This is a genomic window from Pseudomonas batumici (assembly GCF_036585405.1).
Taxonomy (GTDB): Bacteria; Pseudomonadota; Gammaproteobacteria; order Pseudomonadales; family Pseudomonadaceae; genus Aquipseudomonas; species Aquipseudomonas batumici.
On record NZ_CP144470.1, the window covers coordinates 1,733,837 to 1,747,503 of the forward strand.

Here is a 13,667-nt window from a genome sequence, read left to right on the forward strand (position 1 = left end):
CAGGGAGAGAAGCGTTAGTCATTGGCGATACCGCCCAGGGCGTGCAGGTCGGCGAGACTGCCCGGCACCAGTTCGGCGATCGCTTCGAGAAAACTCATGGTGGCGAGCCGGCGCGTCCTGGCCGCCAGCAGGGGCACCGGACTCGAAGGCTCGTGGTGGGCGTAGTAGGCGCAAATGGCATCCAGGGCACGGACCACGTCTTCACGCGACTGGCAGACGCCGCTCCAGGCGGCCGCGCCGGCCGTTGCCGCACTGGCGGTGGCTGCCGGCGGCGAGTCGGCGGCAGTCGGCGGCAAGACGGCGCTGCAACGCTCCTCAGCGACGCGACACCACTTGTCCAGAGCGCGCCCGAGTCCGCCCAACGGGGAAATACCGGGCGCTGCGGTTTTTTCCTCGAGGCAAACACCGATCTGCGCGATCAGCTCCACCAGGCTCCTGAGTGTGCGAAGCCCCTCGATCAACTCGGCGCGGGCGGGAGATTCGATCAGGCCCGCCAAGCGCGCCAGCCCTTGCGTCCGGGCTTCCTCCTGAGCGGACTCGGCGATGCATGCCAGATCGGCCACGCACAGCGGCTCAAGGCCCACGGCGCTCCCCAGGGACTGGCGCTTGAGCACCAGGACCACGCTGGTGGGCACCGCCAGCTCGGCCAGCGTATTGAGGCGCACCAACGGATCGTGCCCTTCCTCGGCCAGGAGCTGTGGGTGAACATCCTCCCAACGCTCGCGCAGCAGGCAGTCGATCAGCCGAAGTCCTTCGACAAAGCCGGACAGCCCCTGCAACTCCAGCAAGGCACGCGCCAGGCAGACTGCAACCCGCAGGTCGAGGGAATCTTCCAGCAGCGTCAGGCACAGCGACCGTACCCGTTTCCAGTCCACCGGTGTGGCGGGATATAAATGGTCGCCGTATTGAACTTCGTTGCCGCCGTCTATTTCTTGCAACAGTTGAATGAAGTCAGCCCGGTATTCCAAGTTTGGACCACAGGGTCGGTCATACAGGCTATCAATATAAGGAATCAGTTCTTTTATCGACATATTCCACCCCCATGACTAATGCCCTCAGGCACGCTCGCCCCCAATGAAAGCCTTTAAACGCCAGCGCCTTGTGCACGTGGCAGGCAAGGCGCTGCTGGAATTCACTCTAGTCAAAGGGGTGGGCCGAAAACATAGGAATAGTCCTAGATCGGATAACACCGAAGATCACGGGTAAAGAAGATAAATAACGAAAGTTTGCAAGTTCGGAAGAACATGTAAGGAGAAGCGTTTTATTACAGGACTCAAACGTCTACAGGACGCTGAAGGCGTAATAACGCAATAGGCGGGGACAGCTTCCAGTCAGGCCAACACATTCAGATAGCCATTGACGAAAAACAGGCAAAAAAAAGCCCCGGCAAGCCGGGGCATTTTCTTTTGCTTCAAGGAGTTCAAGGGCCTTGAAGCGGTGTATGGCGCAGCGGACGGGACTCGAACCCGCGACCCCCGGCGTGACAGGCCGGTATTCTAACCGACTGAACTACCGCTGCGCGTCGGTTGGAAGCTCCTTGCGGAACATCCGATTCTCTTGCGAGAAGCTCAACGAGTGGTGGGTGATGACGGGATCGAACCGCCGACCCTCTGCTTGTAAGGCAGATGCTCTCCCGGCTGAGCTAATCACCCTTTGCTGCGTTGAGGCCGCGAAATTTACGCAGGTAGCGGACCTAAGTCAATAGCCTGCTTGAAGTTTTTCAGAAAAAGACAAAATCGTGTCACGCGTACGGCCATGAAACCCCGCTCGCACCTACACGTGGTAGATCATCTTGCGGGTCATGCCGCCGTCCACCACGAATTCCTGGCCCGTGACGAACCCCGCGTTCCTCGACAACAGCCACGCCACCAGCGCCGCCACATCCTCCACCGTCCCTACCCTTCCCGCCGGATGCTGGGCATGATCGGCGTCGCTCAACGGCTCGGCCCGACGCACCGACGGATCACGCGCATCGATCCAACCCGGGCTGACCGCATTGACCCGGATCTCCGGGCCGAGACTGATGGCCAGGGCATGGGTCAGCGCCAACAGGCCGCCCTTGCTCGCGGCATAGGCCTCGCTGTCGGGTTCCGACTGCGCCGCACGGGTAGAGGCCAGGTTGACGATCGCCCCACAGTGGGCACGCAGGTAAGGCGCACAGTGCTTGGCCAGCAACATCGGCCCACTGAGATTGACCGCCAACACACGGTTCCAGTGCACCAGGTCGAGGCTTTCCAGGGTGATATTGTGCGGGTCGGCAATCGCCGCGTTACACACCAGGGCGTCGATCCGACCGAAACGACCCAATACCTCGGCGACCCCCTGGGCCACCTGGGCCTCGTCGGAGACGTCCATGGCAATGAAACAGGCATTCTCGCCCAGTACCCGGGCAACCTTGCCGCCCCGGACATGATCGAGATCGGTGAGCACCACCTGCCAGCCTTCGCTGATCAGCCAGGCCGCGATCCCCAGGCCGATACCACGGGCCGCGCCCGTCACCAGGGCGACACGGCCATTGTTGCCAACGGCCGTGTCCAGGGACCACTCGATCACAAGGCCGCCAACCCGCGGGCCAGGTCGGCTTGCAGGTCGGCAACGTCTTCAAGGCCGACGGCGACACGGATCAGGCTGTCGCGAATCCCCGCTGCCTCACGTTCCTGCGGTGCCAGACGACCGTGGGAAGTGGTGCTCGGGTGGGTGATGGTGGTCTTGCTGTCACCCAGGTTGGCGGTGATGGAGATCAACCGGGTGGCGTCGATAAAGCGCCAGGCGCCCTCTTTCCCGCCCTTGACCTCGAAACTCACCACCGCACCGAAGCCGCGCTGCTGACGCTGGGCGAGTTCGTGCTGCGGATGACTCTTGAGACCGGCGTAATGCACCTTCTCGATGCCGTCCTGCTGCTCCAGCCACTCGGCCAGGGCCTGGGCGTTGGCACAGTGGGCACGCATGCGCAGGTTCAGGGTTTCCAGGCCCTTGAGGAAGATCCAGGCGTTGAACGGGCTGAGGGTCGGCCCGGCGGTACGCAGGAAACCGACGACTTCCTTCATCTGCTCGCCACGACCGGCCACCACGCCGCCCATGCAACGGCCCTGGCCGTCGATGAACTTGGTCGCCGAATGCACCACGATGTCCGCGCCCAGCTTCAATGGTTGTTGCAGGGCCGGTGTGCAGAAGCAGTTGTCCACCACCAGCATCGCGCCCTTGGCATGGGCGATTTCAGCCAGGGCGGCGATATCCACCAGTTCAGCCAGCGGGTTGGACGGCGATTCGACGAACAGCAGCTTGGTATTCGGCCGGATCGCCGCGTCCCAGCCCGACAGCTCGGCCAGGGGCACGTAGTCGACCTCGACGCCGAAGCGCTTGAAGTACTTCTCGAACAGGCTGATGGTGGAGCCGAACACGCTGCGCGAGACCAGCACGTGATCGCCGGCACTGCACAGGCTCATGACCACGGCCATGATGGCGGCCATGCCGGTGGCGGTGGCCACCGCCTGCTCGGCCCCTTCCAGGGCCGCGATGCGCTCTTCGAACGAACGCACGGTGGGGTTGGTGTAGCGCGAATAGACGTTGCCCGGCACTTCCCCGGCGAAACGCGCCGCCGCATCGGCGGCGGTGCGGAACACGTAGCTGGAGGTGAAGAACATCGGGTCGCCGTGCTCGCCTTCCGGCGTGCGGTGCTGACCGGCACGGACGGCCAGGGTGTCGAAGGCTACGCCCTCGAGATCGCTGTCCAGCCGACCGGCATCCCATTCCTGACTCATGCTGCCACTCCTTGCTCGATTCTCTGGAGGATACAAAACCGCTGGAGCCGATGGGGTCCTGTAGGAGCTAGCTTGTTGGAACGCCGCAGCGCAGCGATAGCGGTGGCGAATCTTGCATCGCCACCGCCAGCAAGCCGGCTCCTACAGGGTTGGCCCTGAAAGCCGGTTTTACTCAGTTGTTGTACAGGTCGATGATCGCGCTGACCGCCTGGGTCTTGGCCTTGGACGCATCGTTGCGCGCCTGTTCGATCTTGGCCAGGTAATGCTCGTCGACGTCGCCGGTGACGTACTTGCCGTCGAACACCGAGCAATCGAAGTGTTCAATCTTGATCTTGCCACCGCCGACGGCCTCGATCAGGTCCGGCAGGTCCTGGTAGATCAGCCAGTCGGCACCGATCAGGTCGGCCACGTCCTGGGTCGTACGGTTGTGCGCGATCAGCTCGTGGGCGCTCGGCATGTCGATGCCGTAGACGTTCGGGTAACGCACCGCCGGGGCCGCCGAGCAGAAGTAGACGCTCTTGGCGCCGGCTTCGCGGGCCATCTGGATGATCTGCTTGCAGGTGGTGCCGCGCACGATGGAGTCGTCCACCAGCATGACGTTCTTGCCACGGAATTCAAGTTCGATGGCGTTGAGCTTCTGGCGCACGGATTTCTTCCGTGCCGCCTGGCCCGGCATGATGAAGGTACGGCCGATATAGCGGTTCTTCACGAAGCCTTCGCGGAACTTCACGCCGAGGTGGTTCGCCAGTTCCAGGGCCGCGGTACGGCTGGTGTCCGGGATCGGGATGACCACGTCGATGTCGTGCTGAGGACGCTCGCGCAGGATCTTTTCCGCCAGCTTTTCACCCATGCGCAGGCGCGCCTTGTATACCGACACACCGTCGATGATCGAATCCGGACGCGCCAGGTAGACGTGTTCGAAGAGGCACGGGGTCAACGACGGGTTGGTCGCGCACTGACGGGTGTGCAGCTTGCCCTCTTCGGTGATGTAGACCGCTTCGCCCGGTGCCAGGTCACGGATCAGGGTGAAGCCGAGCACGTCCAGGGACACGCTCTCGGAGGCGATCATGTACTCGACGCCTTCATCGGTGTGGCGCTGGCCGAACACGATCGGACGGATACCGTGGGGGTCGCGGAAACCGACGATGCCGTAGCCGGTCACCATCGCCACCACCGCGTAGCCGCCGACGCAACGGTTGTGCACGTCGGTCACCGCGGCGAATATGTCTTCTTCGGTCGGTTGCAGCTTGCCGCGCTGGGCCAGCTCGTGGGCGAACACGTTGAGCAACACTTCCGAGTCGGAGCTGGTGTTGACGTGGCGCAGATCGGACTCGTAGATCTCCTTGGCCAACTGTTCGACGTTGGTCAGGTTGCCGTTGTGCGCCAGAGTGATGCCATACGGCGAGTTGACATAGAACGGCTGGGCTTCAGCCGAAGTCGAGCTGCCGGCGGTCGGGTAGCGCACATGGCCAATGCCCATGTGTCCGACCAGGCGCTGCATGTGCCGCTGCTGGAACACATCGCGGACCAGGCCGTTGTCCTTGCGCAGGAATAACCGGCCGTCATGGCTGGTCACGATACCGGCAGCGTCCTGGCCGCGGTGCTGGAGCACGGTTAGCGCGTCATACAGCGCCTGATTGACGTTCGACTTACCGACGATACCGACGATGCCACACATGCGACGCAACCCCTACTTAATGAATCTGAACTGAACAGCACTTACTGCGGCGTTTTGGCCGGCAAGAGATGTTCCTTGAACGGAAGATCAGCGGGTACGCTGATTCCGCTGGCGAGCCACCGACTGCTCCACCCCAGGATGAGGTTCTTGGACCAGTCGGCAACCAATAGAAATTTTGGCACGAGCTGAGACTCCTGCCACCACGAATCCTGCTGGACCGGCCCCAGGCTCAGCAGCCCGACGGCCACCACCACCAGCAGCCCGCCGCGGGCGGCACCGAAGGCCATGCCCAGGAAGCGATCGGTCCCGGACAGCCCGGTGACGCGAACCAGTTCGCCAATAAGATAATTGATCATGGCGCCCACCAGCAGGGTGGCGACGAACATGATCGCACAGCCCGCGATCACGCGAGCCGAAGGTGTCTGGATATAGTCGGTCAGGTACACGGACAACGAGCCACCGAACATCCAGGCGACCCCGCCGGCAATGATCCAGGTGAGCAGGGACAAGGCTTCCTTGACGAAACCACGGCTCAAGCTGATCAACGCGGAAACGACGATTACCGCAATAATCGCCCAGTCAACCCAGGTAAATGGCACAGTGCAGCCTACAGACGGATAAGGCGGCGCATTTTAGCAGAGCGCCGCCTCACTGGTAAGGCGATTGTCAGAGCATTTCGATACAAAGCCGCGCGCTTAACCGCGTTCCGGCTGGAAACGCACGACAAAGCCCTTCAGATTCTGCTGACGACCCAGCAGGTCACGCAGGCGATCGGCCTCGGCACGCTCGATCAGCGGACCGACAAATACCCGGTTCTTGCCATCGGAGGAGCGGATATAGGCGTTGTAACCCTGGCTGCGCAGGGTCTTTTGCAGGCTTTCGGCACTGTCGCGGCTGGACAGGCTGGCCAGCTGCACCGCCCAACTGATCGGCAGGCCGTTGGGGTCCACGCGATTTTGCGTGGTATCGAGCTTGGACGGCGCCACCGCGACCACCTGGGCCGGCGTTTGCGCCGGTGCGGGGGCAGGCTTGGCCACCGGAGCCGGCGCCGCGGGCTTGGCCGCCGCGACAGGCTTGGGTGCAGGCGCCGGAGCTGAAACCGGAGCCGGAGCGAGCGGCACCGGGGTCTCGGCGACCGGGTCCGCGCCTGGAGCCGGCTCCTGAGGCAGTGCTTGCGGCTCGGGAACCGGCACCGGCTCGACCTTGACCTGCGGCAGCGCCGAAGCCTGGGGAGCCGCCGGCGCATCGACGCGAACCTGGCGCTGCTCGTCCTGGCGGGAAAACAGCATCGGCAGGAAAATCACCGCCAGCGCCACCAGCACCAGCGCGCCGACCATCCGTTGCTTGTACGCCTTATCCAGCATTGCCATTGGCAGCCTCCTCCGTGGCGCGCCGGGCCAGCCACTCCAGCGCCTCGGCAACACAAAAAAACGATCCGAACAACAGAATCTCGTCATCGGCCGTGGCCTGGGCACACTGCCCTTCCAGCGCCGCGGCGACACTGTCGTAAACGCTCACCGGTGCACCACGCGCCGCCAGGACGGCTTGCAATTCAGTGGCCGGGCGACTGCGCGGCGTCTGCAACGGTGTGACCGCCCAGTGCTGAATATCGCGCGCGAGGGGCGCAACCACCCCCTCCAGATCCTTGTCCGACAATAGCCCGAACACCGCCAGGCGCCGCCCCTTCAAGGGACTGCACGCCAGACGCTCGGCCAGGTATTCGGCGGCATGGGGATTGTGCCCGACATCCAGCATCAGGCTGAGCGACTTGCCTTGCCAGTTCAGCTTGCGCCGATCCAGTCGACCGACGATACGGGTGCCCTGCAGCGCCTGGGCGATCCGCTCCGGCTGCCAGGGCAGGTCCATCAGCAGGTAGGCCTGCAGCGCCAGGGCGGCGTTTTCCATGGGCAGGTCAAGCAGCGGCAGATCGTGCAGCTCGACCACCTGGCCCCGGCGGTCAACACCCCGCCACTGCCAGTTCAGGTCGGTAATACCGAGATCGAAATCCCGACCGCGCAGGAAGAACGGGCTGCCCAGCTCGCGGGCCTTGTCCAGCAGCGGCTGCGGCGGGTTCAGGTCGCCACACAGCGCGGGCGCGCCCGGGCGGAAGATCCCGGCCTTTTCGAACGCCACCGATTCGCGGGTATTGCCCAGGTATTCGGCATGATCGACACCGATACTGGTCACCACCGCGAGGTCGGCATCCACCACATTGACCGTGTCCAGGCGGCCGCCAAGACCGACTTCCAGCACCACGACATCCAGGCCCGCGCGCTCGAACAGCCAGAGGGCGGCCAGGGTGCCCATCTCGAAATAGGTCAGGGAGGTCTCGCCACGCCCGGCCTCGAGTGCGACGAAGGCTTCGCACAGCTGCGCGTCCGTCACCTCGACACCGTTGATCTGCACGCGCTCGTTGTAGCGCAACAGGTGCGGCGAGCTATAGACGCCCACCTTGAGCCCCTGTGCCTGCAGCAAGGCGGCAACAAAGGCGCAGGTCGAACCCTTGCCATTGGTGCCGGTCACGGTCACTACCCGAGGCGCCGGCTTGCCCAGCCCCATGCGGTTCGCTACCTCTTGCGAGCGAGCCAACCCCATGTCGATGGCCGATGGGTGCAATTGCTCCAGGTAGGCGAGCCATTCGCCCAGGGTACGCTCGGTCATAGGCTTGCAGGCACCGGCGGGACAATGACAGCTTCGACCGGCGTGGCGATGTACTCGGGCGTCGGCAGGCCCATCATCTGTGCCAGCAGGTTGCCCAGGCGTGGGCGCAGTTCCTGACGGGCAATGATCATGTCGATGGCGCCGTGTTCCAGCAGGAACTCGCTACGCTGGAAGCCTTCCGGCAGCTTCTCGCGCACGGTCTGCTCGATCACCCGCGGGCCGGCGAAGCCGATCAGCGCCTTGGGTTCACCAACGATCACGTCGCCGAGCATCGCCAGGCTGGCGGAAACACCGCCGTAGACCGGGTCGGTCAGCACCGAGATGAACGGCAGGCCTTCTTCACGCAGGCGCGCCAGCACCGCCGAGGTCTTGGCCATCTGCATCAGGGAAATCAGCGCTTCCTGCATCCGCGCGCCACCGGAAGCGGCGAAGCAGACCATCGGGCAACGGTTTTCCAGGGCGTAGTTGGCGGCACGCACGAAACGCTCGCCGACGATGGCGCCCATGGAACCGCCCATGAACGAGAACTCGAATGCCGAAACCACCACCGGCATGCCCAGCAGGGTGCCGCTCATGGACACCAGCGCGTCTTTTTCGCCGGTCTGCTTCTGGGCCGCGCTCAGGCGGTCCTTGTACTTCTTGCCGTCACGGAACTTCAGACGGTCCACCGGCTCCAGGTCGGCACCCAGCTCGACGCGGCCTTCGGCGTCCAGGAAGATATCGATACGGGCGCGGGCACCAATGCGCATGTGATGGTTGCACTTGGGGCAGACGTCCAGGGTCTTTTCCAGCTCCGGACGATAGAGCACCGCGTCGCACGATGGGCACTTGTGCCACAGACCTTCAGGCACCGAGCTTTTCTTCACCTCGGAACGCATGATCGAAGGGATCAGTTTGTCTACTAACCAGTTGCTCATGCTTTCTTTCTCCAATTCGTTTTCGGCCCGTCGGACAACCGGGCCCGCCTGTTTTCTGTGGCGGTATGCATGGACGGCGGCAGGCTGCCAGCCGTCACATCGGCGCTCGGCAGGCGCGTACGGCCCGCATGAACGCCTCGATCTTGGTACGATCCTTGATGCCCTTGCTCTGCTCCACCCCGCCGCTGACATCCACGGCATAGGGTTTGACCCGGGCAATCGCCTCGGCCACGTTGTCGGCGGTCAGGCCGCCGGCCAGGATAATCGGCTTGCTCAGCCCCTGCGGAACCAGAGACCAGTCGAACGCGGCGCCGGTTCCCCCGGGAACGCCTTCCACATAGGTATCGAGGAGAATGCCGCTGGCACCGGGGTAAGCCTTGCAGGCCGCGGCGATGTCGTCGCCGGCCTTGACCCGCAACGCCTTGATGTAGGGACGGTGATAACCCTCGCACTGCTCGCTGGTTTCATCGCCATGGAACTGCAGCAGGTCCAGCGGCACCGCGTCGAGGATTTCCCCCAGCTCGCAGCGGCTGGCATTGACGAACAGGCCGACGGTGGTCACGAACGGCGGCAAGGCGGCGATGATCGCCCGCGCCTGCTGGACCGTCACCGCCCGTGGGCTTTTGGCATAGAACACAAGACCAATGGCATCGGCCCCGGCGTCGACGGCAGCCAACGCATCTTCAATGCGGGTAATCCCGCAGATTTTGCTGCGAACGGCGGACATGTCGTAAAGACCCCAGGTGTTTTTCCGAGAAAGTCCCGGATGGTAGCAAATGCTTTTCCGGGCGTCAGCCGTCAAGTTCCGAGAAGCCGGTGAGAAAATGCGGCCCGATGTAACGTTCCGGCAGCGCGAACTCGTCCCGGTACTCCACCTGCACCAGATACAGGCCGAACGGATGGGCCGTGACGCCGCCGGTGCGCCGGATACGGCTTTCCAGGACTTCCCTGGCCCACTCCACCGGGCGCTCACCGGCACCGATGGTCATCAGCACCCCGGCGATATTGCGCACCATGTGATGCAGGAAGGCCCCGGCGCGAATATCGATGACGATCATCTTGCCGTGCCGGGTGACCCGCAGGTGATGGACTTCCTTGATCGGCGACTTGGCCTGGCACTGACCGGCACGGAAAGCGCTGAAATCATGGGTACCGACCAGGTAGCGGGCGGCCTCGGCCATGCGTTCCACATCCAGCGGACGGTGGTTCCAGGTGATTTCTTCGTTCAGGTGGGCCGGGCGGATCTGGTCGTTGTAGATCACATAGCGATAACGCCGGGCGATGGCCTTGAAACGCGCATGGAAATGCGCTGGCATCACCTGCGCCCAACTGACGCTGACGTCATGGGGCAGATTGATATTGGCGCCCATGACCCAGGCCTTCAGCGAGCGCTCGGCCTGGGTGTCGAAGTGCACCACCTGGCCGCAGGCATGCACGCCGGCATCGGTACGCCCGGCGCACATCAGGGAAACCGGCGAATCCGCCACTTTCGACAGCGCCTCTTCCAGGGTCTGCTGCACCGTCGGCACACCGGACGCCTGACGTTGCCAGCCCCGATAGCGGGAACCCTTGTACTCGACGCCGAGGGCGATCCGGAAAAAGCCGTCGGCCGCCATTTCGGCGGCCGGGTTATCTATGTTTGCCAAGAACTTACAGCCTGCTGGTTTGCGCAAAGGCGTGCATTATAAGGCCAGCTGGCCGAGACGCCATGCGCGCGGGACTTTTAGTTCGCCCCACAAACGAAAACGGCAGCCCCAGGGCTGCCGTTTTCGTTGAAACGCCGATCAAGCCAAACGCTTGAGCATCTCCCGCGCTTCGTTCTTCTGCGCCTCGCTGCCTTCGTTCATCACCTCGGCGAGGATATCCCGCGCCCCGTCGCGGTCGTCCATGTCCATGTAGGCCTGGGCCAGGTCGAGCTTGGTGGCCGCCTCATCGGTTCCCGACAGGAAGTCGAACGACTCGTCTTCGGGCAACTCGTCCGCCACCAGGCTCGGCGTGGCGAGCGGAGGTTGCTCCAGGCTCTGGGACAGACGATCGAGTTCGGCGTTGACGTCATCCAGCTCGTCGGTGAACGCATTGGGACCGGAGTGCGCCTCCAGTTCATCCGCCAGGGACAGATCGAAATCCGCCGGCAGCCCCAGGTCATCCAGGCCACCCGCCCCCAGGGTCGGGACCTCGGCATCCGAATCCTTCAGGTCTTCGGTCAGGCTCAGCAGGAAGTCCTCGTCCGCCGAAGTGGACAGCGGCGTGTCCCCACCCAGGTCCAGATCGAAATCCGCCAGGTCATCCAGGGCCGGCTTGGCCTGGGGCTGCTGTTCCAGGACCGACTCGAAGCTCAAGTCGTCATCCAGGCCCGGCTTGGCCTCGGCCTGCTGCGCCAGGACCGACTCGAAGCTCAAGTCGTCATCCAAGCTCGGCTTGGCCTCGGCCTGCTGCGCCAGGACCGACTCGAAACTCAGGTCGTCGTCCAGTTGCAGGTCATCCAGATCCACCGTGGACGGCGCCACCAGCGTCGGCGAGGCCGCCTCGAGATCATCCAGGCTCAGGTCGAAGTCGTTATCGAAGACATCATCCGCCGCCGCGACCACGGGCACCTCTGGCGCCGCCGGAGCTGGAGCCGGGGCAGGCGGTTCGTCAGACAGCAACTCCTTGACGAAATCCTCGCTCAGCTCGGTCGCCACGGCCGCCGCCCCCAGACCTGCCGCCACGACGATCATCGACGGGAAGCGACTCTTGAGCTGCTCCACTTCGGCCTGGTGCCGACCGGCAGGCAGCTGCTTCTCCTGGGCGATGAACGCATCGCGATCGCCCTGCTGGCCGTAGACCTCCATCAGCTTCAGGCGCAAGTCAGTACGCTGTGGCTCGAACTTCACCGCCTCTTCCAGCACACCGGCCGCCTGGTTCAGGTGACCGCGCTGGATATGCAGGTTGGCCTGGTCCAATGCATCGACAGGACGCTCAGCGGCCGGGACCGGGGCCGGAGCGGGTGCCAGCTTTACGCTCGGCGGAGGGACCTCCAGGCCCTCGAAGCTGCTTTCAGGCAGATCCAGTTCTTCGGAAAAACCGCTTTCCTCGGACAGCGCCCGAGCCATGCGCTGGTGTTTTTCCGCTTCCTGCTTGGCCTTGCGGCGACGTACCAGGAACAGCAGGAGCAAGAGGAACACCAGCACCGCGGAACCGGCCAGCAGCCCCATCAGAATCGGACTGGAGAGCAGGTCGTCGAGCTTGCGCTCCTGCGGCACGGCGGCGTCGGGCTGGATCGGCGCTTCAACCGGCGCCGGCTTGGCCACCTCTGCCGCCGGAACGACAGGAGCCGGCGCAACCGGGGCCGGGGCCGGGGCCGCTTCCGGCTTGGCGGCCAACTGGGCGGACATGGCATTGGCCGGCTGCCCGGTCGCCGGCGCGGCGCCCGAGCCTTCGGCCTGCAACTTGGCCAACTGGTCGTTCTTGAGCTGGATCAGGCGCTGCAACTTGTCCAACTGGCTTTGCAGGTCTTCCATCCGGCTCTTCAGCTCGGCGTTGTCGCGACGAGTGGTATCCAGGCTTTCCTGGGTCACCGCCAGCTTGTTGTTCAAGGCCTTGCTGTCACCGGCGGCACCCTTGCCGTGTTTCTTGCCGGACGTGGCGGAAACCAGGCTCAGGTTGTCCTTGCCGGCGGCCTTGGCCGGCGCGCCCTCGCTACCCTTGTGCCGGGTGGCATCGATCTGCTGCTTGCCGCCATGGACCAGGCGCCGCCCCGAACGCCAGGCGGCATTCTGCGCGGCAACTTCGGCGATGGCCTTGGATTGTGGCAACGCGGTGCTTTGCGCATGATCAGGCAGACGCAGCACCTGGCCGGTCTTCAGGCGGTTGATGTTGCCATCGAGGAAGGCACCCGGGTTCAGCGCCTGGATCGCCAGCATGGTCTGCTGCACGGAGCCACCATTACTCTCCTTGGCGGCGATTTCCCACAAGGTGTCCCTGGGGCCGGTGGTGTATTGCTTGGCCTTGGTCGGCGCGGTCACCGGCGCCACAGGCGCGGCCGCCGCGTTGGCCGGGGCCGCGGCGGCGGGCTTGGCGGCATCGGGTGCCTGGGTGTATTTCGACGGGTCGAGCAGCACGCTGTAGTCGCGCATCAGCCGGCCATTGGGCCACTGCACCTGCACCAGGAAGCGCACATAGGCTTCGGACAACGGTTTGTTCGAGGTGACACGCACCACGCTGCGACCGTTGGGGTTGATCACCGGCGTGAAGGTCAGGTCGTTGAGAAAGTCCTGGCGGCTGACCCCGGCATCCGCGAAGGCCTGGGGCGAGGCGAGGCTCGGGACGATATCGGAGGCGCTCAGGCCGCTGACATCCTGCAATTCGATTTCCGCCAGCAACGGCTGGTTCGGAGTTGACTTGAGGGTCACTTCCCCCAGCCCAAGCGCGTGTGCCATACCGGAAGACAGCGCCGAAGCGGCCGCTATTGCTAACACCAGTTTGCGAACTTGAACCATAGCCTCTTCCTTTGTTTGTGCATTCCTCGGCTAGCGAGAAGGTGGTGTCGCCTGCCTTGTGGCAGTGTGCGCGCCTTTGAAAACATGACCGTAGCGCGCGGTTTCAGCCGACGCCCTTGCAAATGCCCGAGGACAGGTTCACCTCCAGCAACCAGCCTGGGCATGGCGCCAG

The 13,667-nt window shown here is 64.0% G+C and carries 11 protein-coding genes and 2 tRNA genes; all 13 read right to left on the minus strand.

Annotated elements, in window-relative coordinates:
• Positions 1-14: 14 nt before the first annotated feature.
• Positions 15-1,031 carry a type VI secretion system protein TssA gene (tssA, locus tag NUH87_RS07640; protein WP_338525473.1) on the minus strand — a complete coding sequence of 339 codons (1,017 nt, stop codon included), beginning with the start codon at positions 1,029-1,031 and terminating at the stop codon, positions 15-17.
• A 411-nt stretch (positions 1,032-1,442) separates the two neighbouring features.
• Positions 1,443-1,519: transfer RNA gene (locus tag NUH87_RS07645), tRNA-Asp, on the minus strand.
• 57 nt (positions 1,520-1,576) lie between these two features.
• Positions 1,577-1,652 (minus strand) — tRNA-Val (locus NUH87_RS07650).
• A 121-nt stretch (positions 1,653-1,773) separates the two neighbouring features.
• Positions 1,774-2,538, minus strand: coding sequence for an SDR family oxidoreductase (locus tag NUH87_RS07655; protein ID WP_422393928.1), 765 nt, complete (start codon positions 2,536-2,538; stop codon positions 1,774-1,776).
• 11 nt (positions 2,539-2,549) lie between these two features.
• A complete protein-coding gene (locus tag NUH87_RS07660) occupies positions 2,550-3,761 on the minus strand; it encodes an O-succinylhomoserine sulfhydrylase (protein ID WP_338525475.1) in 1,212 nt (403 codons plus the stop codon).
• Positions 3,762-3,933: 172 nt separating this feature from the next.
• Complete coding sequence (gene purF, locus NUH87_RS07665; protein ID WP_040063374.1) at positions 3,934-5,439, minus strand: amidophosphoribosyltransferase; 1,506 nt, start codon at positions 5,437-5,439, stop codon at positions 3,934-3,936.
• A 41-nt stretch (positions 5,440-5,480) separates the two neighbouring features.
• Positions 5,481-6,038 (minus strand): CvpA family protein, encoded by a 558-nt coding sequence (locus NUH87_RS07670; protein WP_040063371.1) that lies wholly within the window; start codon positions 6,036-6,038, stop codon positions 5,481-5,483.
• A gap of 96 nt (positions 6,039-6,134) precedes the next feature.
• Positions 6,135-6,809 (minus strand): SPOR domain-containing protein, encoded by a 675-nt coding sequence (locus tag NUH87_RS07675; protein ID WP_338525476.1) that lies wholly within the window; start codon positions 6,807-6,809, stop codon positions 6,135-6,137.
• Positions 6,793-8,100, minus strand: coding sequence for a bifunctional tetrahydrofolate synthase/dihydrofolate synthase (gene folC, locus NUH87_RS07680; protein WP_338525477.1), 1,308 nt, complete (start codon positions 8,098-8,100; stop codon positions 6,793-6,795). Before folC ends, NUH87_RS07675 begins: the two co-directional genes overlap by 17 nt.
• Positions 8,097-9,017 (minus strand): acetyl-CoA carboxylase, carboxyltransferase subunit beta, encoded by a 921-nt coding sequence (gene accD / locus NUH87_RS07685; protein ID WP_338525478.1) that lies wholly within the window; start codon positions 9,015-9,017, stop codon positions 8,097-8,099. The genes folC and accD overlap by 4 nt, the downstream gene beginning before the upstream one ends.
• Positions 9,018-9,111: 94 nt before the next feature.
• Positions 9,112-9,744: a phosphoribosylanthranilate isomerase gene (locus tag NUH87_RS07690; RefSeq protein WP_040063365.1), complete on the minus strand. Its 633-nt coding sequence runs from the start codon at positions 9,742-9,744 to the stop codon at positions 9,112-9,114.
• Positions 9,745-9,808: 64 nt separating this feature from the next.
• Positions 9,809-10,633, minus strand: a complete 825-nt coding sequence (gene truA / locus NUH87_RS07695) for a tRNA pseudouridine(38-40) synthase TruA (RefSeq protein ID WP_040063363.1) — start codon at positions 10,631-10,633, stop codon at positions 9,809-9,811.
• Positions 10,634-10,801: 168 nt separating this feature from the next.
• Positions 10,802-13,495, minus strand: a complete 2,694-nt coding sequence (locus NUH87_RS07700) for a FimV/HubP family polar landmark protein (protein ID WP_338525479.1) — start codon at positions 13,493-13,495, stop codon at positions 10,802-10,804.
• Positions 13,496-13,667 lie beyond the last annotated feature (172 nt).

Bases quoted from the DNA above. Each gene is read 5' to 3' on its own strand.
- tssA (WP_338525473.1), bottom strand. From the start codon at position 1,031: ATGTCGATAAAAGAACTGATTCCTTATATTGATAGCCTGTATGACCGA.
- NUH87_RS07660 (WP_338525475.1), bottom strand. From the start codon at position 3,761: ATGAGTCAGGAATGGGATGCCGGTCGGCTGGACAGCGATCTCGAGGGC.
- purF (WP_040063374.1), bottom strand. From the start codon at position 5,439: ATGTGTGGCATCGTCGGTATCGTCGGTAAGTCGAACGTCAATCAGGCG.
- NUH87_RS07675 (WP_338525476.1), bottom strand. From the start codon at position 6,809: ATGGCAATGCTGGATAAGGCGTACAAGCAACGGATGGTCGGCGCGCTG.
- folC (WP_338525477.1), bottom strand. From the start codon at position 8,100: ATGACCGAGCGTACCCTGGGCGAATGGCTCGCCTACCTGGAGCAATTG.
- accD (WP_338525478.1), bottom strand. From the start codon at position 9,017: ATGAGCAACTGGTTAGTAGACAAACTGATCCCTTCGATCATGCGTTCC.
- NUH87_RS07690 (WP_040063365.1), bottom strand. From the start codon at position 9,744: ATGTCCGCCGTTCGCAGCAAAATCTGCGGGATTACCCGCATTGAAGAT.
- truA (WP_040063363.1), bottom strand. From the start codon at position 10,633: ATGGCGGCCGACGGCTTTTTCCGGATCGCCCTCGGCGTCGAGTACAAG.
- NUH87_RS07700 (WP_338525479.1), bottom strand. From the start codon at position 13,495: ATGGTTCAAGTTCGCAAACTGGTGTTAGCAATAGCGGCCGCTTCGGCG.